General features: G+C 44.7%; 14 protein-coding genes. 3 read left to right on the top strand and 11 right to left on the bottom strand.

The genetic code is table 11. The features are described 5' to 3' along the window. Window positions 1-61: 61 nt before the first annotated feature. Window positions 62-1,666: an ABC transporter substrate-binding protein gene (locus tag NYE45_RS13160; protein WP_340016968.1), complete on the bottom strand. Its 1,605-nt coding sequence runs from the start codon at window positions 1,664-1,666 to the stop codon at window positions 62-64. A 257-nt stretch (window positions 1,667-1,923) separates the two neighbouring features. Between NYE45_RS13160 and NYE45_RS13155 the strand changes: the two genes are divergently transcribed. Next, window positions 1,924-3,426 carry a carboxypeptidase M32 gene (locus NYE45_RS13155; protein WP_340016967.1) on the top strand — a complete coding sequence of 501 codons (1,503 nt, stop codon included), beginning with the start codon at window positions 1,924-1,926 and terminating at the stop codon, window positions 3,424-3,426. A 144-nt stretch (window positions 3,427-3,570) separates the two neighbouring features. Here NYE45_RS13155 and NYE45_RS13150 read toward each other — a convergent pair whose 3' ends face one another. Together NYE45_RS13150 and NYE45_RS13145 are read right to left on the bottom strand one after the other, a co-directional pair. Beyond that, window positions 3,571-6,825: a cytochrome P450 gene (locus NYE45_RS13150; protein ID WP_340016966.1), complete on the bottom strand. Its 3,255-nt coding sequence runs from the start codon at window positions 6,823-6,825 to the stop codon at window positions 3,571-3,573. 298 nt (window positions 6,826-7,123) lie between these two features. Continuing rightward, window positions 7,124-8,044 carry an NAD(P)/FAD-dependent oxidoreductase gene (locus NYE45_RS13145; RefSeq protein ID WP_340016965.1) on the bottom strand — a complete coding sequence of 307 codons (921 nt, stop codon included), beginning with the start codon at window positions 8,042-8,044 and terminating at the stop codon, window positions 7,124-7,126. A 395-nt stretch (window positions 8,045-8,439) separates the two neighbouring features. On the opposite strand from NYE45_RS13145, the gene cyoE reads away from it, so the two are divergent. Further along, window positions 8,440-9,369 (top strand): heme o synthase, encoded by a 930-nt coding sequence (gene cyoE, locus NYE45_RS13140; protein WP_062834191.1) that lies wholly within the window; start codon window positions 8,440-8,442, stop codon window positions 9,367-9,369. A 115-nt stretch (window positions 9,370-9,484) separates the two neighbouring features. Here cyoE and NYE45_RS13135 read toward each other — a convergent pair whose 3' ends face one another. From NYE45_RS13135 to NYE45_RS13125, 3 genes are all read right to left on the bottom strand, one after another. Further along, window positions 9,485-11,254, bottom strand: a complete 1,770-nt coding sequence (locus NYE45_RS13135; RefSeq protein WP_340016964.1) for an ABC transporter ATP-binding protein — start codon at window positions 11,252-11,254, stop codon at window positions 9,485-9,487. Next, complete coding sequence (locus tag NYE45_RS13130; RefSeq protein WP_340016963.1) at window positions 11,251-12,972, bottom strand: ABC transporter ATP-binding protein; 1,722 nt, start codon at window positions 12,970-12,972, stop codon at window positions 11,251-11,253. The genes NYE45_RS13135 and NYE45_RS13130 overlap by 4 nt, the downstream gene beginning before the upstream one ends. Before the next feature lie 640 nt (window positions 12,973-13,612). Beyond that, entirely contained in the window at window positions 13,613-14,848 is a 1,236-nt protein-coding gene (locus NYE45_RS13125; RefSeq protein ID WP_340016962.1) for an MFS transporter, read from the bottom strand. Window positions 14,849-15,011: 163 nt separating this feature from the next. On the opposite strand from NYE45_RS13125, the gene NYE45_RS13120 reads away from it, so the two are divergent. Then, window positions 15,012-16,778, top strand: a complete 1,767-nt coding sequence (locus tag NYE45_RS13120) for an ABC transporter substrate-binding protein (protein ID WP_340016960.1) — start codon at window positions 15,012-15,014, stop codon at window positions 16,776-16,778. A gap of 91 nt (window positions 16,779-16,869) precedes the next feature. Here the strand turns inward: NYE45_RS13120 and NYE45_RS13115 are convergent, their stop codons facing one another. The 5 genes from NYE45_RS13115 to NYE45_RS13095 all read right to left on the bottom strand — a co-directional run bounded on the left by NYE45_RS13115 (window position 16,870) and on the right by NYE45_RS13095 (window position 25,150). Next, window positions 16,870-19,497, bottom strand: a complete 2,628-nt coding sequence (locus tag NYE45_RS13115; RefSeq protein WP_340016959.1) for a PAS domain S-box protein — start codon at window positions 19,495-19,497, stop codon at window positions 16,870-16,872. A gap of 270 nt (window positions 19,498-19,767) precedes the next feature. Further along, window positions 19,768-22,149: a polyprenyl synthetase family protein gene (locus NYE45_RS13110; RefSeq protein WP_340016958.1), complete on the bottom strand. Its 2,382-nt coding sequence runs from the start codon at window positions 22,147-22,149 to the stop codon at window positions 19,768-19,770. A gap of 188 nt (window positions 22,150-22,337) precedes the next feature. Further along, the gene (locus NYE45_RS13105) at window positions 22,338-23,135 is read right to left on the bottom strand and encodes a sulfite exporter TauE/SafE family protein (protein ID WP_340016957.1); all 798 of its coding nucleotides are present in this window, start codon (window positions 23,133-23,135) and stop codon (window positions 22,338-22,340) included. Between the two features lie 493 nt (window positions 23,136-23,628). After that, entirely contained in the window at window positions 23,629-24,384 is a 756-nt protein-coding gene (locus tag NYE45_RS13100) for an SDR family NAD(P)-dependent oxidoreductase (RefSeq protein ID WP_076330965.1), read from the bottom strand. Between the two features lie 325 nt (window positions 24,385-24,709). After that, window positions 24,710-25,150 (bottom strand): DUF6376 family protein, encoded by a 441-nt coding sequence (locus NYE45_RS13095; protein ID WP_124114481.1) that lies wholly within the window; start codon window positions 25,148-25,150, stop codon window positions 24,710-24,712. Window positions 25,151-25,219 lie beyond the last annotated feature (69 nt).

Below are 25,219 nucleotides of genomic sequence, written 5' to 3'. Positions count from 1 at the left end.
GGAAAGGCGTATTCCTGTAAAAGCGATGGTACGCCTTTTCATCCGTTGCCCTTTGCTTCAGCTACTTGTTGTTAGTTGTATTCCAGAATATAGGGCCCAAAATATTTTGGAATCCACTGATATTTTTCGATAGCGCTGTAACCTGCTTCGTATGTCCGATCTGAGAGAATGGAACTTCGGTCCATACAAATTGCTGCAATTCATCAATCAGCGGCCTTGCGGCTTCTACCGATTCTGACGTGCGAATTCCCTGAAGCAGCTCATTGAGCTTCTCGCTTTTTAACAGCCCCGCTCCGCCTCCCCAGAACGAGTATTGATAGAACGTAGGCCGGAATGCATAACTCATTGGATAGATATCCCATCCTGTACCTGTCCCGAGCTTCTCCTGCAACGTTGGCCAATCATAGACATCCAGCTTGACCTTGATCCCAATCGACTCCAGCTCCTGCTGCAAAACAACGGCTACGTTATATTGGTCCACATAATCTCTCGTCGTGAAAATTTTAATCTCTTCGCCGTTATAACCGGCCTCCTGAAGCAATTGCTTTGCTTTATCCGCATTGGCCTGGCTGTAAGCTTCCTTGCCCGCTTCCGAGTACCAGTTCGGATATTCCGGAAGGACCAGAGAGGACGTCTTCACATAAAATTGTGGATCACGGAATGCGGACGTCAGAATGTCATCCGCATTCTGAATTGCATTAACCGCCTGACGAAGCTTGACGTTCTTGAACAAGCCGTCATTGCTGTTGTAGAAGTAGCCAATCATTCCTCCTGGACTGAGGAACGTTTGCAGCTCCGGGTTGCCTGCAATTTGCTGTTCATTATCCACAGAGATATTTAAGGCAATGTCATATTCCCCAGACGTAATTCCGGCCAATCGGGTCGACTCGTCTGTGACAAAGCGGAAGTACAAGTCATCAACCAGCGCTTCCTTTTTGCCGCCAGCTCCATTACTTGGCTCGGAACGGGCAGAGTAATCCTCATATTTTTTCAAATGAATATATTGATCCTGCTTCCACTCCTCCAACTTAAACGGACCTGTTCCGATGTAGGATTTGATGCCTTTGTCATCTGCCTCATCCACGACTTCCTTCGGATAAATGGCTGCTGCCGGAATCGGATCAGCAAGGAGTTGCAGAGTTAACAGAAATGGTGTCTTTAATTGCAGGATAACGGTAGATGGATCGATTTCTTTCGCCTCTGCACCTACAAAATTCGCTTTCCCATGACTGGACAGCTTGATCCAGCGATTCAGGGAAGCCACTACATCCTCTGCCTGTAGCTCCTTGCCATTATGAAACTTCACACCTTGGCGCAGATGGAATGTATACGATAATTGGTCTTCACTGATCTCATAAGATTCAGCTAGCAGTGGAATGACCTGTGCATCTTTATCCAACGTCACCAGTTGCTCATAGATCTCACGTGAAATATCCTTAACCGCTGTATTGGAAGAAACGTGTGCATCCAGCGTGACCGGTTGTGTTGGATAACCAACGTTCAACGTCCCGCCAGTCTTGACTTCAGCACCCGTTTCTTGGGATTGATTGTCCCCTGATGATGATGAAGCTTGCGTGTTCTGATCTTGTCCACCCGATGCGCAACCTGCCAGAAGCAGGAATGCCAGAATCATGATTAATGCAGGTTTGGTTCGATTTCTCATCATGTAACCCCTCTCGCTCTCATGCATAATGGTAAATCCGATTTCACGATCCCGAATGATATGCAAGTGTTCATGTCGGATTAGTGAAATTTGGTATTTTCAGGCTAAGGGAAAGGCGTGTTTTTGTAAAATAAGCATTATTAATGTGTTAATTCATTTTTTGTAAACTATGAAAAAAGCGTGAAACTATATACATCCAAGTATTCCGATGGTAATATTCAACTTAAATTTCATCCTTTATCTGGAAGGAGTCATCATTCATGACCACACTCGAACGTTTGGACCCTGCGCTTAAGCAGCACATCGAAAAAATAGAGCATTATAAGCAGGTTCAAACCCTGCTCGCCTGGGATGCCCGCACAGGAGCACCCAAAAAAGGTGCTTCATACGCCGCCCGTGCCAAAGCGACATTAGCGGGAGAGTTATTTCGTTTACAGACGGAACCGGATTTTGGTTTGAGACTGGAGGAAGAAGCACGAAATGCGAACGTTGATGCATTGACCGGAAGAATCGTTGCGGAGCACCTGAAAACATATCAACGCTGGAGCGCGATTCCCAGAGAAGAATATCAGGCTTTTGTACACCAACAAGGTCTTGCTAACGCTGCTTGGCTCGAAGCCAGAGCTGCCAATGACTTCTCCATTTTCGCGCCGCATTTGAAGCTGATCTTTGATGCAAGCCTGAAGTTTGCCGGTTATTGGGGGTACGAGCAGCATGCATACGATCCACTCGTGCAGCAATTCGACCCCGATCTGGATACCGTCACATTGAACCGCATTTTCAGTGAACTGAAATCCGCCCTGTTACCTCTGATCCACCGTGTCGCGGCTTCCTCCAAGCAACCGGATACATCCATATTCACTCGACCTTTCCCGTTAGAAGAACAACGACAGCTAGGTATTGAACTGTTAGATGCCATTCGGTACGATTTTGATGCCGGGCAATTCGGTGCAACTGTCCATCCATTCAGTTCTGCCATTAATCCATATGATGCAAGGCTCGCAGCCAAGTTTGTAGAGAATGACGTTCGTGTTTCCCTGTGGAGTGCACTGCATGAAGGCGGACACTCGCTCTATACGCAGAATATTAATCCCGATTTGATTCATACCGGACTGGGCATCTTCACTTCATATGGCATTCATGAATCACAATCGATCTTTTATGAGAAATTCATTGGCAGGCATAAAGGATTCTGGGAAAATAACTATCTCAGCTTGCAAAAAATCAAACCTGAAACGTTTGGACATGTGAATCTGGATGATTTTTATTTTGCATTAAATGCCGTAAAACCTACGTTTAACCGCTTTGAAGCCGATGAGCTTACCTACAACCTGCATCTCATTATTCGGTATGAGCTGGAACAGGCCATTATCGCTGGAGAAGTGGATTATGAAGGGTTACCTGATGCGTGGAATGATAAATATGAGGAATATCTGGGGATTCGTCCCCCTACTCATCTGGATGGGATTTTACAGGATGGACATTGGACAGCAGGCTTTGGTTTGTTCCCTTCCTATACGCTCGGTTTTGTGTATGCAGCTCAGTTACACGAAGCCATTCGTCGCGATCTCCCCGATTATGATCATTTGATTGAATCAGACAATATCGAGACAATTACCGAATGGCTAACGACTCATGTTCATCAATTTGGTAAATCAAAATCGGCGAACGAGCTAATCCAGTCCATCACTGGGAAAGGAATTAACTCTGCTCCTTTGATCCGATATTTGACTAATAAATACGAGCAACTTTATGAGCTATGATCTGTAATCATTAATGCACTTTATAAGATGTATCAACCTATCAAAACAGCCGCTAATTTGGATGCAAAGCTCCAGATTAAGCGGCTGTTTGTTAAAATAAAAGATTTAAGGACTGTGAAAGTACATATTGGATTCGAATCCGTCTTAATGTACCTCCTGATGTACTTCTTTGGAAGGTTCACTTGTTCGTTTATTACCTGCCCACACGTCTTGCACGTAGCGCCCTTCGGCCTGAAGTTGAATGAGCCAGTCTTTCGCTTGCTGCACCGTTGCTCCCTGCACTTCCTGATACGCTTGCCGCAGAGTCTCTTCCACTGCAGGAGCCATGTGGCTTCCATCTCCGCATATGTAGAGTTTCCCTTTGTTCATCAGCATGTGAAGCAACTGCTCGGAATCCACCTTCATTAGATGCTGTACATACGTTTTCGGCTTGCCCTCCGCACGAGAAAAAGCAGTGTGTAGCTTAACGATCCCTTCTCGCTCGTATTGTTCAAGCTCCTGACGATATATGAAATCTGAATCATTCCTGCACCCAAAGAACAGATGCGCCTCACTCAGTGGCAGACCTCTCTGTTTCATGACAGCTCTTGCCTGGAGGAAACCTCTGAACGGTGCAACTCCCGTCCCCGGTCCCACCATGATCATCGGAACGTCAGCCTCTTCCGACAGATGAAAATCGGATTCAGGTGTACGTACAAACATCAGAATACGTTCTCCGGATTGACAACTGGCGAGGTACGATGAAGCAACTCCCAGATATTCGCCTTTACCATTCCATGCAGGCTCTCTTACTACCGATACGGTTATGCTCGCTTGCTCGGAATTCAGGCTTGGCGAGCTGGATATTGAATAGTATCTAGGCTTAAGTGGAGGCAATAGTTCAAGGAACCTTTCGAATGGCAGCTCACACGCCTCATACTTTTCCAGCAGTTCCAGCATGGTGACTCTATTCGCAAGAATATAATCCCTGTAGCTATTTTCGTCCAACATGCCTTCCAGTTCACGCTTATGAGGTGGGCATACCGTATGATTAGCTAACTCATGCAACTGTGTTCTGGTGACAGGCATCTGCAATTCCACACAGTGAGTGAGCAACTCATACACCTTGACCGGACGGTTCAGTGGAAGATGCGTAAGATGTGTCATGTCCGATGTTAATTGGATCTGAACATCTCCACTTAGTCCGAACCGACGGAGTATCCGATCCACGTTCTGCTTCTGATTGCTAGGCAACACACCGAGATGGTCGCCTTCTCGATAAATCATGCCTTCGGGCAGTAATACCTCGATGTGTCGTGTGCTTCTTCCACTTCCCAGATCCTGAAGCTCTTTATTCACCTCAACCGTGGCATAGCTGGCATCATAAGTTCGTGCAAGCGGCATATCCGTTTTCTCACGGACAATCTCCATTTGAAGTCTGTTTGCGCTTGGTGTGGATGGCTTCACGATTTCCGAGTTGATTCCCAACGCATTCAACAACTGAGGCCACAACATATGTTGCCACGCATCGACTTGCTTTTCCATATCACCTCCGGCATCGGCTTCACCGCGGGATAATATTCTTTTACCTCCCAATATTTCAAGCTTCTCATCCATCAATCGCGGAATACTCTGGTATGTACCGGACCAGCTCCGATCTCCACAGCCCAGAACGGCATAGTTCACATCCTGTGCTTCCTCTGACTCCGCTCCCATCAACCAGTCGACAAATGCCGTAGCATTTTGCGGTGGTTTACCGTTATACGAAGCAGTAACGATGAGAACGACACCTTGTTGGGGTAATCGGCCAACCCACTCATTCAGAGAAGCTGCTTCACTTGGGATTCCATACGAACGCCCTTTCTCCGCAAGCTCTCTGGCAATGCCTTCTGCCGTTCCCAGATTGGAACCATATAACACCAGGAGTGATGGACGACCATTTGCTTCAACGACCAGATTTTCTCCCGTCTGACTGTCCCTTGCTACATTCTTATGAACAACTGGACCAGGTTTCTCTTCTGCATTTACAATAGCCTTATTCATCATTTGCGAAGCCGCGCGCGCTTTCACCTGGATTCGGAAGTCTCCCGGTTTTAATGTTAGCGTCTGTTTAACATCCAACTCATAGTTGCTATAATCGATCAGTTCAAAATGTTTGAGGACCATGCCAAGCACCAGTGTTGCTTCATATAAAGCAAACTGCATGCCGATACACGCTCTCTCCCCATTACCAAAAGGTTTATACGCATGATGAGGCACTTTCGTCGTATCTTCAAATCGCTCCGGACGGAAAAGTTCCGCATCCTCTCCCCATGCCTCTCTGTCACGGTGTAGCTGGGGTAAAAGAATACTGCAACTTTCCCCTTTCTTCAAGGGATATTTGCCACCTATGACGGTGTCTTCTTTGGCATATACGTCAAATCCCGGAGCGGTTGGCCATAGACGTAGCGATTCACTGAGAATCATGCGAATATAGGGAAGCTGAAGAATTTCCTCGTACTGTGGTGAGTCACTGACCAATATCTGATCAACCTCTTCATACGCCTTTTGAAGCGATTCCGGATTTTTCAGTAAAAAATATAGGGCAAAGGATAATAAACCACTCGTTGTCTCATGTCCGGCAATCAGAAACGTAATAATCTGATAACGAATGTTCTCATCATCCAGCATTTCGCCAGTCTCCGGATCTTTGCCATTTAACATACGTGCGAGCAAGTCGACCTCTTCGGGTGCTGAACTCGCTTTACGTTCCTCTATAATCTGATCTACCAGAGAGAACATCGTCTGTATATCCTCCTGGAACTGTCGCTTGGTTTTGACCATAAGCAGATTTTGAATTTTCAAACGCGAGCTCTTCTGCATCGCTTCATTTAATGCCCGAACCATGCTTTCAATAAAAGGACTGTGATCCTGTCTGTAAAAACTGTTAAACCGATAGTTGAATCCACATAGTCCAATGGTATCTAACGTAAGGCGTGTCATATCGTCCGCAACATCAATCGTATCGTTGGAATTGAGTCGTGCCCACTTATTGATCAACTGTTCCGCAATATCGACCATCATGGGATGATAACCTTTCATAGCCTGCTTGCTGAAGGTGGGAAGCAGGATGTTATGAGCCTTTTTCCAGTTGGGTTCCGATGTTTTGCTTGTAAATAAACCATCACCTCCAAAGGCACGTACGTTTTCGAGTTCATTGTATACAAACTTGTCAAAACGGGACACATCGCATAACTCCGCGACAAGATCTGGTCCAGATACGATTAAACCGGAATAACCGGGAACAGTAAGTCGATATATCGGTCCATGCTGTTCAGCCAGGACACCTAGCGACAGCGTTGGTTTATCTTTATCAATTAAGGGCAGATTGCCAAGTGGCCCATACATTTTGGGCTGTGGAATGTAAGTTGCATCACTCATGATGATCACCTCTTATCTGTACGCCATGGAGCAAGGTATTCTTTAGCCATATGATGGCCGTTCTGCTTTCATTCATAAGTGATCTCTCCTTTGATGATTATATAAATGATAGTAATATGTATCATTTGATAATACATTAAACCAAAATTAATATAAAATCAAATTTTCTTCTGCCTGAATTACGTTCATTTGAACTGTTCAACGTTTAGCTTGAACAACTACAAATAGAGGATTGCATATGCAATCCCCTAATGTATGAACCTATGACGCTATAGTTCTTGACGCTTATTCATTTAATTTAATGATGTCTTTGCTCATCCCACTTCTCAAAATTCAATTCATTATTAATGCTTACCGCAGACAACGCACCCAGAGAAGCAGCCGTGATTGCCTGATACATCTCGGATGCTGCATCACCAGCACTATACACACCCGCTACGGATGTTTTGCCAGAGCCATCAACGATAACCGTTCCGGAATCTGTAATTTCACAACCGATGGCCTTCGGCAGATCTGATCCAGTGAACAGTTTCGGTTGGAAGAAGACACCCACGCATGGGATCGCTGTACCGTCATCCAGTACAACTTGCTTTACCATTCCTTCTTCAGAATCAATAGACTGAACCGCCGCATCAAATACAGTAACATGATGCTGTTTCAGCTCTTCACGCTGTTCATCAGTTAATGAACCTGATCCATTCGTACAGATTGTATAATGGTCTGTCCAGCCGGATATGACTTTTGCCATATGTAATGCCTTATCGCCATTAACGATGATGACCAGCGATTGGTCTCTTAATTCCCATCCATCACAATATGGACACACAAACGCACTTTTGCCGTAAACCTCTGTTAATCCGTTAATATCCAGAGGCAGATCTTTCTTACCTACCGCAAACAAAATCTTTTTGGAGTGATACCTTGCTCCCAGGGTAGTGGTGACCCAAAAATCGCCATCGCTACCTGTTATCGCTGTTGCCGTGTCGGATGCAAATTGAACTGAAGGGTACGCTGCAATCTGTTCTTTGGCCGCTTTGCGGAATTCACGAGGACTGGCCCCATCTCTCGTCACAAATCCATGAGTCTCCCTTGTGACCCAGTTTCGCGGTGTCTCATCATCAATGACCACGACGTTCTTACGGGCCCTGCCGAGCACAAGTGCTGCATTAAGCCCCGCGGGTCCTCCACCAATAATAAGTACATCCAAGAGTTGATTCATATTACTCATATTATTCACCCTTTCAAGACATTTAATATCTCTAATTTATCTTTAAAAATAACCTCCGCTTTCTCTTAAGAAAAGTAATATCGGAGATTTACAAGAACATATTCAAATAAGACTATTAAAGATATCTTATATCTACAATAAACAAAACCTGAGCATTTTGCAAGACATATCTTCATCTGTCCTCTTCAACCCAGCCGGAGATATCAAATTAAATCCCCTCCTGTAACACAGAAATAATTATTTAACAATTAAAAAGCACCTTGTTTTTAAATTGTTCACAATCAAATGACATTATTTTAAATACTAAAACGTTAATTAAATCACATAGTGTATTGAATGGTATAATAGCGACATAATATACAAGTATAGATATAGGAAGTGAGTTCTTGAAAACATTGAATAATGGTTCACAGACCAATATCAGCCTGGAGTATAGCTCGATTCCGAAAGTATTCTTCGATACGATCAAAATCGGAATCATCAAGTCCAACCTGATCGCCATGTTTGCGGGTTTAAGTTTGGCTTTATATGTATTTGATGCTTCAATCTTAGCTAATATTGTACCGATCATCCTTTCCTTTATTGGGTCTTCTCTCATTATTGGAGCTGCAGGGGTGTTTAACAATCTGTATGATCGTGATATTGATGCGATCATGGAACGTACGAAGAAACGTCCTACGGTTACGGGACGCGTAGATACCAAGTCGGGTTTAATTCTCGGTATTGCAATCACCGTCATCGGTGGCATCATGCTGTACATTGCTTCTCCATCCGCTGCTGTATTTGGTATTTTGGGTCTGTTGCTTTACGTGTTCCCTTACACGATGTGGACCAAACGTACAACGATCTACAACACGGAAGTGGGAAGTCTTTCGGGTGCTGTGCCTCCGCTCATCGGTTGGGCAGCCATTTCACCGGAACTGGGTCATTTCGAGATCTGGGCATTGGTCGTTACGATGCTCTTATGGCAAATGCCTCACTTCTACGGGATTGCGATTCGTCGTTTTGACGAGTACAAGGCTGCTGGCGTTCCTATGCTGCCTGTCGTTAAAGGTATTAGACGGACATACATTCAGACGAATGTGTATTTGGTACTGTTACTGATCTCCAGCTTTTTATTCTGGCCGATGAGTCCGTTTGTCGCTATTGTGGCATTTCTGGTTAGCTTGGCCTGGCTCATTCTTAGTGTGGCTACCTTTGATAAGAAAGAAACAGAGAAATGGTCCAAACGGATGTTTATCTTCTCCATTAACCATATCACTATTATCTTCCTGGTCATCATTGCGTATTCCTTGATTGCTCAGATGATGAGATAAACATATTCCATCGTTTCACTCGTTATAACGATAAAAGCCTTACAGACTATCCTCTTTTGAAGAGTCGTCTGTAAGGCTTTTTTGCTTTTTTATTTTCGTTTCTAACTTTTTATAGCTATCCAACTTTGGCATGGGTTTGCTCCCCTTGCCACAGCAGCTGCATCTCTTCATTGGTGGCAAGCAATTCGGTCAAGCTTCCCTCAGCTTCAATGCGTCCATCTTTCATCACGATAATATGATCTGCTTTGGAAAGTGCTGCCCTTCGGTGAGAAACCGCGATGCAGGTCACATCCGGCTCTTGGAACAGTCCTTCCCATACCTGTTGTTCTGTCTCCACATCCAGTGCGCTGGACAGATCGTCAAAGATAAACAGGTCCGCCTCCGTCATTAGCATGCGTCCTGTAGCCGCGCGTTGAATCTGCCCGCCTGACAGCATCACTCCTCTTGGTCCAACCGGGGTCTCAAGCCCCTGATCCAGATGTTTGATATCCTTTTGCATCACAGCCAGACGAATGGCTTTTTCAAGCGTTTGCTCGATATTACCCTGTTTGCCCTGTACGATATTTTCTTTCAACGTATCACTGAACAATCTTGGCACTTGCGGGGTATATGCTGCTCTAGGCGGCATCAGGAACGTAGCTGGATCAACAGCTTCTCCATTCCAGTGAATGTCCCCTTTTTGCTTGGGTAATAGTCCAAGAAGTGTTCGTACTAGCGTTGATTTACCTGATCCGATCCGTCCCGTAATGACAAGAAATTGTCCGCGTTTCAGACTGAAACTGATCTCTTCTATGCCATTTGCAGAATTCGGATATTGATAAGTCAGCTTATTCACCTCAAGGGATTGCAATTTCTCCTTGGGGTCTCTCTCTTCCCTTACAAGCTCCGGTGGATCTTCATACAGGTAGATTTCTCTCGAATCCATGATCTGGTCTTCTTCCCCTGGACGGAATAGCTTACGCATACGATCATAGGATACCTTAAGCCTTTTGTGCTGAAACACCATATAGCCAAATAATGAAATGCTAAATCCGATATTGGCCAGATAGCTGGTGAATAAGGCAAAATCACCTACGGTAAAGTTCCCTGCTTTCATCTCAGCTGCACACATCAGTAGAATCAATCCGGTACAGATACTTAGAACATGCTGATTCATTGATCTCATCCACTGCTTGAACAGATTGTCTCGTAGTGCAGCCTGGCGGCGATCTTCATTCAACTGGTTAAAACGTGAAGAGACATTCTCTTCGGCCTGGCCCAGTTTCAGGGCTTGAACAGCCCCAAACGTTTCCGCAATAAAACTGGTGATTCGCCCAGTCGATTCCCGATTAACCTGAGCATACTTCCGAGCCCGATTCCCGGACAGGTTGTTGAGCAAGGTCACGACCACCAATGGCAGCACAGCAACCAACGTGATCTGCCAATTAATGTTCGCCATAATGACGATGGACACAACAGCAAATACAAGCCGCCCCCAAAAGTCCACCCATGATTCTACATACTCAACGACTTCATCGACATCATCCCGAAAACGACTCATCGCTTCCCCTGGTGAAGCTGGAAGATTACGTCCCGGCCAGCGCATGATCGCTGCGAGCATGTTGGTTCGCAAAATTGCCTGAACATGATACAGATACGTAACCCATGCATAGAAGGCTACAAAAAATGTACCCACCCGCGCCATTCGGATCACAGCAATAAAGATGAGCGGCACAGCAAGCCACATATAGTCATTGGAACCCGCTGTCGTCCGATCAAAAAACCACTGCATCCCGATCCCAATCGCTAACGGCAAGGAATGAAATATACACCATAACAATCCGTTGATTACAAACAAGAATGGCCTGAATCGAAACAAACGGCCTATAAATCCTGCTACAGTCATGCCAATTCCTCCTCTCGGCCTGTAATGAGCAGTCTGGCATAGTGCGATGCCGGGTTACTGGCAAGTTCTTCTCTCGCTCCAAATTCCAATACCTTGCCATCCCCGAGCACCATAATCCGGTCCACTTTCTCCAGCGTAGCCAGACGGTGAGCAATGATGACTCCGGTAGATTGTTTCATTAACTGGTCAATCGCAGATTGAAGCATGCCTTCCGTGGCAGCATCCAGACGTGACGAAGGCTCATCCAGAATAACCAGACTCGGTTCGGTCAGGAATACGCGGGTTAAGGCAAATAACTGTGCTTCCCCTGCCGACAATGAAGCTCCACCTGCTGCCAGATACGTATCGAGTCCTGCTGGCTGTGAATCAATCCATTGACTTAGACCGAGTCGATCCGTCGTCTCTCTGATCATCTGATCCGATACATCCCCATTGAACAGGGTCAGATTATCACGCAGTGTGCCATCAAACAGCTGTACATCCTGTGTCACCATGCCTACCCGGCGATAGAGTGCTTGTAAAGAAAGCTTCGTAATATCCGTTCCACCTACACGGATCGTGCCCCGATCCAGATTGTACAATCGGAGAAGAACACGACTAAGACTCGATTTGCCGCTACCTGTGCGACCAATGATCCCTAGACGTTCACCAGGTTTAATAGCAAAAGTAATGTCCTGCAATACCGGTTTATCCTGGTTATAACTGAAGTGCACTTGGCTGAATTCCAATCCAAGTGGTCCTTCCGGCAATTGCTCCTCTGTGCCCTCTGCAATCTCACTCTGCATGGACAACAGCTCTCTGGAGCGCAGCATGCCGGATTTGGCTTTTTGGAACTCTTGCACCTGATCTCCCAGCATCTCAATTGGATCATTCAGCATCTGCGTATATTGGTAAATCAAAAATAATGTTCCGATACTAATTAGACCTTCCATATAGTAATGTACACCCAGCAAGAGCACCGCAGTGACCGCCAGTGCGAACAGAACTACCGTTGTATTCCACGGAATAACCCGTAGCAGCCAAGCTTTTCTCCCCTTACGGAATACCGTGCGCATCGTGCGGTAAAAGCGGTTCATTACATAAGGCACATGACCATTTGCTTGCACATCTTCAATCCCGGCAATGCGTTCTTCAATTAATCCAAACAGGGAAGCACTTGCCGCCCTCTCATTTTTGGAAGAGTCCACACCCAGATTTCGGATGAAGACCATGAACAGGATCGATAACAATGTGAACACCGTCATGACCAACGCAATAGGCACATTGACGCTAAACATGAACCCGAGGATTCCAGCCAGCAGTACAAAGCTCCCGATCACTTGCACAATGAACATCGCGAAAAAATTGGAGATACTCGTTACGTCACCATCCACACGTTCAATCATCTCTCCAGGTGTCTTCACATTGTGAAAACGCATATCGAGACGCAGGCAGTGCTTCAGCAAATCTCCGCGCAACTGATTCGTGGCCCGCCAGGCCACATCATTCCCAAGATAACTGACCGCTACCGTGATGAGTTGATTAAACACGGCGACAACCAGGAATATTCCTGCGAGCTGAATGAGGTTGGTAAGGACTCCCCCACTCGCTGCTGTATCGATAAATCGTTTGATAATTTGAGGATTCAAAAGCTGAAGTCCCGTTGATGTCAGCAACATGATCAAAAGCACGGCCAGCCGTCCTTTTACGGGTTTCAGATACCGCAGCAGCCATGACATCGAGCGTTTCTCTGTTTTGGGCACAGGTCCCACCTCTTCATCGGTTTATTTATATAAAATGAACTAAAGAACATTACACTGTAACTACGATGACAGAATAACCTTTCGATCGCTGTTATCCCCACTAGGATGAGTCATACATAATGACATTAAAATCGGCATTTCCCGCCCATAATTGATATGTAGAACATATGTTGACCATTGTACATTCTCCTTTTTAACATGTGATTTTTAATAAAATAACGCTTCAAATGCTCCTTTCCATGTGAACGGATTGGTGGAATGCATGCAAAAAAGCCATAGATGAACTAATGTTCATCTACAGCTTATAACCAAAAGAGACCGGATGAAATGCAAAGCATCTCCCGCATCTCCTCTGCATCGCAATAATGATGAGCGTCCACGACAGGGGTGCACAAACATGACTGTCCCAACGCGATCATTGCAAAAAAATTGGATTAATGTCACTATGCTCATGCGTATTCAGTTATCGATTCGAAATCTGTATCGGCATAAACATAATCATCATCCCACCTGTTTCACATATTTGTTGTTTATTGTATGCGCTGGATTAACATCCGTCAAGATAATTTTAACTGAATTGTTATTTAATTCATGTCATTAATCTTTTCAATTCCCGCTACATACTCATGGATGTGTGCTCTGTTTGCTTCTCTCTGGCGACAAGACGTCTATGCGCGATCAGAAGAAAAGGCACTCCTAGTGCAGTCGTCAGCGCAATCGGTACAAAAACGGCGAGTCCATTCGCTGCTCCAAATTGACTTAACAGTAAACCGCCCATTACAGGAGCGATGACACTACCGATATTATTGAAGCCGATGGTTCCGAAATACGTTCCTTTCCATTCCGGCTTCGCAATCCGGTCAATAAGCATATCCATCATCGTGAACAACAGCACTTCCCCAATGGTAAATAGTATGACACTCATCATCATCATGAGTACACCTTCAGCGATTCCGACCATCATCAGACTGGTTGCGACCAGCAGGTTACCCACAATCAGAGGAACCAGTGGTGGAAAGTTTCGGAAGGTTCGTACCAGTGGATATTGAATAATAAGTACCGTCACGGCGTTCAGGGAGAGCATGTACGAGAACATCTGGCTCCCATTTTCAAATATCGGGCTCCTCGCCAAGTACTGTGCCAACGTAGAACTAAAGTGCCCGTAACCCAGAACACAAAATGTGGTACCGATCAATACCGGCAGAAATACCCGGTCGCGACCGGTGGTCATTAGTGCTTCCCGCAAACGTGGTGCGGTTGCCTGATGACGCTCTGGCAGATTGGCATGTTGTAGCTTGAATTGCATAAATAATACAAGTCCATAGGCTATGTATACCAAGCCGGAAATTACAAACGGAAACGTCGATTCAGATGATCCCAGCTGAAAACCGATAATCGGCCCAAATACTACACCTAGATTAATCGCAGCATATCTGAGGTTGAACACCAGCAATTTGTTCTGCGGTGAAGTAATATCCGATAGTAACGCTCTGGAGGTGGGCTCAAATACTGCACGGCATAATCCGTTTAACGTATTGGCCACAAAGAACACCCATAGATGCTCTGCTGCCGAGAAAATAAAAAATACACCTGCCCAGCTAAAGACCGAGACTAACATCACGATTTTGCGACCAATCCGGTCCGAGATATAACCTCCATAAAAACTGACCATTACACCTGCCAGCGAACTGACCGCCACGGTAATACCGGTCTGAGTCGGGGTCGCCTCCAGGACACGGGTCAGATAGATGGATAGAAACGGGATACTCATCGACGTCACAAGACGTCCAAACATGGTTCCGATAATAATGGTCCATGCCAAGGGGTGAATTTGCCTTAAATATTGCTTCATGCGAACTTCTCCTATTCTGACTTCTCCAATGCGTGTTCAAAAAGTCCGGTTTTCGGCACTTTTTGAACAACTTCTACTAATGTATAATTGTAAGGATAAAAGGGGGAAAGAAAAGTGTAAACATATGATCACACTTTTCACCTTTAATAGAGGAGTCATGACCATGGATACCCTACATACACACTTTATAAGGCTCGCAGGGGCTGAACAGCTTTCATTCAAGCTTCATGAACCTGTAGCGGTAACGATTGACAGCCTGTCCGCCGCCTTGTGCTGTACCCCTCGTAATGTGAAATTCATTCTCAGAAAATTGGAGGAACAAGGCTTCATCCATTGGCAGCCTGGGCGTGGTCGTGGACGTCATTCGGAGCTAACGATGCTGCGTAGCATGAATGAAGCGCTGGAAGCGAGCTTTACGGAACTTCTGAGTAAAGGCAAAATGAAAGAAGCCATTGAACTCATCGGAACCATTCAGATGGATGATACACTTCGTGAACAGCTCATGCTCTCTCTTCATCAACAGATGGGATTTCACAGCCACGATGAAACTGCCTCTGGTAAGGATATCCTGCGCATCATGAGGTCTCGCCAATTATGTGATCTGGACCCAGCCTTTGTTTATACTGCATTTGAAACCTATCTGCTGAGTCAGGTCTGTAATACGTTGATCACTTATGATGTCAAGACGGAATCATTCCTGCCAGCACTGGCTCACATGTGGGAGTACAGCGAGGACCATCGTTTATGGACCTTCTTTCTCCGGAAAGGTGTACGTTTCCACAACGGCCGTGTCATGACGTCCCGGGATGTGCAAGCGACGTTGCAACGGTTGATAGATGTGCATAGTCCGTCCATCTGGTTGTATCGGGATATCGAACGTGCCGAAGTAGCTGGAGATTACTGCATCAAGTTTGTTCTACATCGGCCTAATCGGTTCTTCTTGCATCTATTCAGTTGTATTCGGATGACAATCCTGCCCTACGATTACAATGTAACCAATACCTTAATAGGTACCGGTCCTTTTCAGATCATAGAGCAGAATAAAGATGTGCTGGAGCTGGCCGCTTTCGATGCGTACTACGACATCCGGCCACATTTGGATCAAGTCCATTTTTGGTTTGTGCCTGACTTGAGTCCGAATGATCGCTATTATGAGCTACCAGGTACAGATCGATTGAGTCTCGCAACAGGCTGTGATCAGACGAACAGTATCAATTATCCGACATTGGGCTGTCAGTATATGCTTTTCAATTTTCACAAGGAAGGTATCCATCATCATCCCCTATTTCGACAAGCCCTGCGGATCGTCTATGATTCGGCCGCACTTGTCAGAGATCTCGGTGGAAATCGAATTACACCAGCCAGCAGCTTCCTGCCCTGGAGAAGTGCAGCCCAAGACTGGACAGCGGCCTCTCTTGAGCATGCTCGTGAATTATTGCATAACTGTGGGTACCAAGGCGAGACGATAACATTATCGTATAAGCATAATAAGGATGCAGACGTTGCGGAGTGGTTTCAGGGTCGTGCACAGTCCATCGGTCTGAACATCAGCATGCAGGCTGTTGTGGATTATCTCAACTCAGAGGAAACCTTGAGCGCACAATTGATCCTGGCTGAGGAGATACTGGAGGAAGACTGGCAGTTCGGCATGATTCATTTTTTCAAAAACCTGTCCAATCATTTTCATATGTGTATGTCTCCTGCTTTCCAGTCCCTGCTGGATGAGAAACTGGATCATTTCGCCCAACTACATCAGGCAGACCGTACAGAGCTCCTGGATGAAGCGGAAGCTTTGCTACGTGATCACTACTGGATCTTGCATGGCTGTCACATGAACAAGCAGGCTGAACTGGATCAGAGTATCTTCGGCATGCAAATCGCAGAATTCGGTTATATGGACATCTCCAAACTGTGGATCAAAAATCCATAGGCACGGTTTTCAATAGTTGAAACAAAAACAAAAAGCCGCTAGCCTATTTATGATAAGCTAGCGGCTCTATGCCGATCGATTTTTAGTGCACTCAGAGATTATTTTTGATGTAATAGGTCTCCAATGCCTGCATAATGGATTCGATTTTAATCGGTTTGCTTACATATGCATCCATGCCTGCCTTTAAGCATTTATCCATGTCTCCTCTTACGGCATTTGCAGTTACTGCGATAATATATGGACAATCCTCAGGGGGCTTCAATTCTTTAATCACTTTTGTCGCTTCGAATCCATTAAGCCTTGGCATATGCACATCCATGAAGATAACATCATATGAATTGTGTTTGACCGCCTCGACCGCCTCAACACCGTCCGCCACATGATCCACGAAGTGCCCTTTTTTCTCAATGATCCTGCTAAGGACGAGCTGATTCACTTCATTGTCTTCTGCAATTAAAATCCGCAAGGCTGATGTTCTGCTCTTCTTCTGCTGTTGATCTAAACTATTGCTCTCTTCACCGTTATTTAATTTAAATCGGGCGGTAAACATAAATATTGTACCCGGCTCATGCGATTCCTCGATCCAGATCTCTCCCTGCATGAGCTCCACCAGTTTCTTGCTAATGGCTAGGCCAAGACCGGTACCTTGAGGTTTGCGGGTCATAAAATTCTCCAGTTGGTAGAATGGTTCAAACAATTGTTGTTTCCTCTCAACCGGAATCCCGATGCCCGAATCTTTTACCTTAAAATAAAGCTGCACGTTATTGCCGCACTGCTCCCTAACTCCCACTTTCACTTCTACGCCGCCTTCTGAAGTAAATTTGACGGCGTTGCCGATGATATTGGTAAGTACCTGTTTAAGACGATAAGCATCACCATACACCGGAGATGGAATGGCATCATCTATACACAAACGAACATCCAGCTTCTTTTCACGAGCCAGTGGTTTTACGATTTGCACCGTCTCGGTCACGATCTCTACGAGATCAAAAGGATCATCTACCAGATCAGTTTTGCCTGACTCGATTTTGGAGAAATCAAGAATATCATTAATAATGGCCAGCAAAGAATCTCCACTCTTCTGGATGATTTCGATATATTCCTTTTGTTCCCCGCTAAGTCCGGGGGTATCCAGGAGCAAATCCGTCATCCCAATTACACCGTTCATAGGTGTACGGATTTCATGGCTCATCATCGCCAAAAATTCACTTTTGGCCTTATTCATTCTCTCCGCTGTCTCTTTGGCTACAAGCAGTTTTTTCTGCTCCGTAATATCCTTCGCAATCAGGTAAAACCCGACATTGGATTTGTTAACAATGATCGGAGCAAGCGTAGCCAAGACCTCTGTCTCAGATCCATCCGTGTGCCGAACAGCGTTGATCTCCTTTTCAGCCATCTCATAATTACTGCCCAGAATCAAACCCAGATTACTGGCTCCGATAAATCTGCTTATGCTTGTGCCAATCATTTCAGCCACGGGACAGCCCGTCATTGTCACCGCTACTGGATTCGCATTCATGATATTACCATCCATGTTAAACGAGATAATGGCGTCATGATTGTATTTCTTAAGCGACGTGTAACGCTCCACAGATTCCTGCAATTTAAATTCGATGCGCTTGCGTTCCGTGATATCCTGTAGTGTTCCGTTCAGCTGGATTGGCTGATGATGCTCATCAAGCGTAATCAACCCACGCAAGTGAAGATACTTCTCACTTCCGTCAGAGCTGATGTGTTTGTATTCAAAATCGAGTGGTTCACCCTGTTTTACTCCTGTAATATGTTTTTGTAAAGAGGTTATATCTTCGGAATCCATAACATCAAAAACATCACTTATACGATATGGTTTGCAGGTGCGTTCAAGTTCAAAAATCTCAAAGATCTGATCTGAAAGTGTAATTTGGTCTTTGACCATATCCCATTCCCAACTGCCAATTAAAGCGATGCGTTCCGCCTCTGCACTGATATCCTTATGTTTTTTTCTCTCGGATACATCTCGTCCAATTGAAAGAATCTGCTGTCCATGCTCAGCATCACCAAAGACCTTGTATGTGGTTTCAAACCACAAATAATGTCCATCTTTATGGCGGACTCTAATAGTCAACAGATTGCCTTTAGTCAAGTCCATCTGTGAGATCCGTTCCAGATCTTGTGGGTGAAAATATGCGTCATTATTTTGGCCGACCACTTCTTCCGGAGAATAACCCAATAAATGTTGGACTGACGGTGAGCAGAACCGACAAATCCCCTCCTTGTCAGCAATATAGATAATCTCCTGTGCATGATCTGTAATAAGTTTGAACATCTCTTCACTATGAAGAAGTTTATGTTCGGACATTTTGCGGTCAGTAATATTAACAATATGGCAAATGAAGTAAAGCGGCTCATCCGTAATTTCACTTCGAACCAAGGAAACATGCATGGAGCACCATAAGATGTCACCATTTTTGTTGATATAACGCTTTTCATATTTATTCTCATTTGATTTACCTTCAATTAGCTCGTAAATACAGATCACATCTTGTGGTGAATCATCGGGGTGCGTAATATTCTGATAACTGAGATCCATGAATTCATCACTTGTATAACCTAGCATATAGCAAAAAGCAGGGTTCACTTTCATCCATTGTCCTGTCGGAGCAACGAGTGCAATTCCAATAGGCGCTTGGTTATAGATCTGTTCGAACAATTCATGATGATCGACCTTTTGAACCTGCATTGTAAGCTCTCCTTTTGGCATATAAACTCAAGATAAAGGTTGTCGAAATTTAATATTCGCCTAGTATAAATTATTTTATAAGAATTAGCCGGTTTAAAAACAACAGTACCTGCTTAATACCCAGAATTTCAGCCGTTGAAACAAATCTTTCCAAGAAATTTGTGTCTATAAAACCAAACAAGGCCTGGAATCCATCGATATGGAATCCCGACCTTTGTCGTTATATCTCATTATAAATCATATGCAACAATGAATTCTAAGAAAAATGGGTTAGCGCTCGCGACCAACAAGATAATCCAACAGATGTCTCAAAAAGGAAATAGGTTTCGGCATCTCGTTCAATGCATCTGCGGCAAGACAATAATGCTCCCACATCGCTTTCTTTGCGCCTTCATCACCCAAAATGGACACAAAGGTGGAATTGTTGTTCCGCTCATCCTGACCTGCAGGTTTCCCGAGAATGAGGTGATTTCCCTCGAAATCCAGCAAGTCGTCCTTGATCTGGAAGGCGATCCCCGCATGATAAGCGAACTTCTTCAGCGTAGCCATCTCCGCTTCCTTCACTTGGGCAAGAATGGCTGGCATGACCAGGGCAGCTTCGAAGGCAATGCCTGTTTTGTAAAAACAGATCATGTTCAACTGCTCCAGCGTCAACGCCTTGCCTTTGGAGTTCAGATCCATCGCCTGTCCCATACACATATCCTCTGCTTTTTCGGCCGAATATTGAATGAGAGTAAGCACGGTTGCCGCATCAAAGCGATTCAATGAGGATTGCTCTCCAATCGCCTTCTGGATAAGAAATAGACCGGTAAGCTCTGCTGTGGCGCTATTGTGCACATGGTGCAACGTGGAACGTCCACGCCTTGTCGAAGCATTATCCTGCGTAGGAAGATCATCGAAGATCAGGGAAGCGGTATGCATGTACTCCAGCGATCTGAGCAGCGGAACGATGGATGATTCAGGTAGGCCATACTCGCGCACACCCATAACCCAAGTCAATATCGGGCGTAGCCTTTTTCCGTCTCCCTGCAAGCTGTAATTGGCTGCATCGATCAGCGTTTCTTTCATCTCATGAAGTCCATTTGGTTTCGCAATCTGCAACTCCACATTAATCTGTTCGCGAACCGTTCGAATGGTCTGCTTGAACTCCTCTTTCTCCTGCTTGTCATTTTTCAATTGAAGCACGACCTGATCCCGTAACAATTTATCCAGGAAATCAACGTCATCCGCTTTTCGCACCATCTGTTGAACCAGTCGATTGAACTCAGGCTGCCCACTGGCAAAAATCATCATCACTTCATCATATTTCTCCTGACCCAATCGTTCTTTACAACGCTTCAGCCCGTTAATGGCACGATCCAGTATGACCTCTCGGGTCTTGGCGTCCGAGTTGTAAACATCATGGATCAGATGAGAGATGACTGCCCAATACAATTCATATGGATTAATCAGATCAGGGCGCAATTCTCGATACTTCAAATAGTACGTATAAGGGGTTACTGCCCCTTCTTCCATATCGTCAAACATATCGGCAAAATCATCGGCCAGCTGATTATATATCCCGTAATAGAACGTCCGCAGATCGAAGCCTTCATCCACTGGCGCACTGAGAACAGATCGGACAATCAAACGGGAGGAAGAAGATTTGATAATAATCGGAATGTACAATTCTTCATTGGTATAATTTGCATTGGATAATTTCTTGCTGCGATCAATCTCCTGAGACTGAAAGAAGACATAAGATTGCTCTAAGAACGTGCGCTGTTTCTCTGGACGCTGGTAGTTCTTGATATACTCAAATGCTTCCCGAAGCTCGGAATGCACATATTCAATTACTTCAAGATTGCTTCCTTTCCACTCTCCCAGATCAGGCACGACCCCGGTAAGAAGTGCATCGCGTATCATCAGGGAGTATTGTTCTTTTTCCTGAACAGTCAAAGCCTGAGAATCCAGCAGATCATCCACAAATGGATACGTCAAACCGTACGAATAGCCGAGTCGGATCGCCGCATCAAATCTCCGAGCCCGTTCTTCAGGTGGTGTCTGCTCGTTCATCTCATCGTCCACATGAAGGACCACGCCGAGAATGATCTTAATGAGCTTCCGTTGTGCCTGCTCTGCATCCAGCTCCTTTGGGATGTTGGATGCTACGTTCTTTAATTTGTTCATCACCCAGATGACAGCGGATTCTATGTGCTCCTTCTGTCCCCACCGGTACAACGCAGCCAGACTGATATAATCGGGCTGTCCTTTGCGCCCAGTAGCAGAGTCCATAAAGTACTTTTTGGTATTCTGGACAACGTGCTGAATTCGGGATTGCGTATCTGGAGAATCAAGGGCTTGCCCCAGATCTCGCATATAAATATATGAGATACTCCGATCCAGGTAATCATCCAGCTTACCAGTAGCATTCAGCCAATGGATATATCTATGAACATCCCGGGGATCCGGTTTTCTTTTGCTTGGTGATAAAAGAGAAAGCCAGGCAAAACGATGAATATGTTTTTTTTGCCACACATAAATATCTTTGGTAAGTGCTGTCGTATACGTATTAGCCATAAGTTGCTGTCTAAGAGAAGTAAAATACTGAGATGCTTTCTGCTCAGCTAGCCGATATCCTGCATCAGCCTGGTCTGTAAGTACGTTATTCATAGGGTGGATACCTCAACTTCTATTAATGTTAAACATGTATCCATGAAAGGAGTATGAGGTGCTCCATGGACGAAAACTGAACTCATTTGATCGTGTACCCAACGCTTCAGCTCATGTTCATAACCTATATACGGCGATCCAACCGTTTGGTTACGAAATCGTCATTGTTCATTCCCACGTAGATGATTTTACAGAATAGAAGACCAGACTTTAACCGCCGTGATGGCGATAAGTACGATTAATGCATAACGAAGTACCCTCACATTGATCATCGAACTAACCCGTGAACCAAGAGATGCCCCTAACAAACTGCCGATCACCGTATAGATGATGGGTTCTAGCGGAATGTCTCCACCCGTAATTTTACCTATAACGCCGCCAATGGCGGAGATAAATACAATTGCCAGTGAAGAAGCAATCGTTGTTCGTACGGGGATGTTGAGAATCGTCAGCATGATGGGAATAAGGATAAAGGCACCACCCGCACCAACAATTCCTGATACAATGCCTACTGCAAAGGCAGTACCTGCTGCAATCCATCGGTTAAACACCAGTGGAGCTGATGTATCAAGCTTTCCCTTTCCGGGAATCAGCATAAGCACAATCGCCATGATCGCCAGAATGCCGTAGATCAGATTAATAACCTGTCCGTCCAGATGACCGGATATGAAGCCGCCAATCAGACTGCCAGCAAGAATGCTGGAGCCCATGTATAGCACCAATCCGCGGTGAACGATCGCCCCACCATTTCTACCCGTTTTTACTTTTCTGCGGAATGCAATCACACCGGCAAGTGAAGCGAAAAACACTTGAAACATACTGATCGACGACACCTGATGTGCTGAGAACGGCTCCAATCCCATCCAGGATGGAACATATAACAGTAGCGGATAATTGATAATGGCCCCACCAATACCCAACAAACCTGAGAAGAATGAACCGACCAGACCCAGTATAAACATGATGACAAAAAGCAGAAGATCCATCGGTTATACGCTTCCTTTCGTGCAATATAAATCTCATTTGATACAATGCAAAAGTGGTATACACGGCGAATATTATCAGTTATAATGAAAACCAAGTAAATTAATCCGAAATGAGTGATTAAGCATGTTTAACGTGTTGAAGACTCTTTTTGAAAATAAATGTCCACTGTGTAACGAAAAATTACAAGTTCATAACGATGCATTATGCTCGACCAAAACTTGTTCTCAATGTCACTACAAAGAGGAGAGTTATGGCTCTCTTGGAGTTCGAATTGTATATGACACACCACAAAATGATAAAAAGATACAACCTTGCTAATTGTATCATGATCTCTGAATTTTCGGGATAATTCGACAAACTTATTTCCATATCATACGCTACGATTACTTTATAATGAAAATACAAAAACGGTGCAAAACGAATAAATCGTTCTGCACCGTTTTTTCTGTTTTTCTTTTTTCTCAGATGACTTCCCTTAAATTTAAAGGGTACTTATTTGGTTTTGAAGCTGAGGAATCCATCATCTACGGCAACGGTTGTCCCGTTCACTGCACTTGCTGCATCACTGAACAGGAATGTAACCACACTGGCTACTTTCTCCGGTTGAATAAGCTCTCCACGCATATGTTGAGTAGCAAGCGCATCCTTCATGGCTTGGTCATCACCGAGAATCGGTGTTTCGATAAAGCCAGGTGCTACACCAACTACACGAATTCCATGCTCAGCAAGTTCAAGTGCACCGGATTTGGACATCATGACAACAGCAGCTTTGGCTGCATTGTAGTTGAAGCTGCCTACTGCAGCAACACTTCCATAGATCGAAGCTGTGTTTACAATGGTACCTTGTACATTTAATTCAACCATTTTTTTCGCGCCATAATACATGCCATAGTACACACTGTGTTGGTCTACATCAATGACTCTGTGATATGATTCCGGGTCCATCTCCAGAAACGGCTTCACAAGTCCGATCCCTGCGTTATTGAAAATACCGCTTAGCGTACCATATTGCTCTACTGTCCAGTCGATTAGAGCTTTAATTTCGTCCCCTTTGGATACATCCACTTTATACGCGCCCGCTGTTCCGCCTGCTGCTTCAATCTCTGCGGCCAGCTTCTTCGCTCCATCTTCATTATAGTCAGCGACAACGATAGTCGCACCCAAATCCGAAAGTTGAAGTGCTGTCTCTTTACCAATCCCACTAGCTCCACCTGTAATAATGATTACTTTTCCATTGTGTTCAGTCATGACGCAGTTCTCCTTTGGCAAAATATATTTAGTTACATTATAAACTTATAGTAAGTAACTATATTTTATTAACTTATATTTTTATCATACGCCTCTGTCACAGCCTTGTCAAATCATAGATCATCTTCACATGAATATGAGATAAATGTCATATGCATCTCATGATTACTTGATATAGTCTAGCTCCAGTGACATTAAATATGCATGAGTTTTCGGAAAATAAAAAAGGCGAACATATCGGTCATTCAATCACTCCGATATCTCGCCCTTTTCATGTATAAGAACCCAAACTCATTATCTTTTCATGTAGTTAGGTTAATTCATCTTATTCTCCCTGAAGCCCGCTTAGCGGATCTTTCAAATTATTGATGTTGGTAATCAGTTCAGGAATGCCTGTCTTCTCCCAGTTTTCAGCCGTAAAACCTTGCTCTGCAATCGTATTCTCGAAATTATCCACGACTTCCGTTAATTGCGTATTGTAGCTAACCAGATTCTCATGAATGCTTTCTCCGATCGCTGGTGCCGTCAGCTGAGAAAACTCGCTTGCTTCTGCTTGAATCAGATCGATCTTCTCCTGAATCTGCGTCGTAATCTCCGGATTATTCACCGCACCCGATGCGAGCTCTTGCAGATCAGCCCCGGCGTTCGATACCTGTTCTATATAATCAGTAGCCCCACTCACATAATTTAAACTTTGATTGGCTTGTTCCACGACAGAACAAGCTGAAATCAGCAGAATACTTGATGCAATAAGGCCTGTCATCATTAACGTGTGCTTTCTTTTTCTTATGAACATGATCATCTCCCCTTCTCCTTATCGGAATCCTTGTTCCAA

Origin of the sequence: Paenibacillus sp. FSL K6-1318, from assembly GCF_037976905.1 — a bacterium.
Taxonomy (GTDB): Bacteria; Bacillota; Bacilli; order Paenibacillales; family Paenibacillaceae; genus Paenibacillus; species Paenibacillus amylolyticus_A.
Note: the sequence above shows the minus strand (reverse complement) of the source record. Positions and strands in the feature narration are given on the sequence as shown.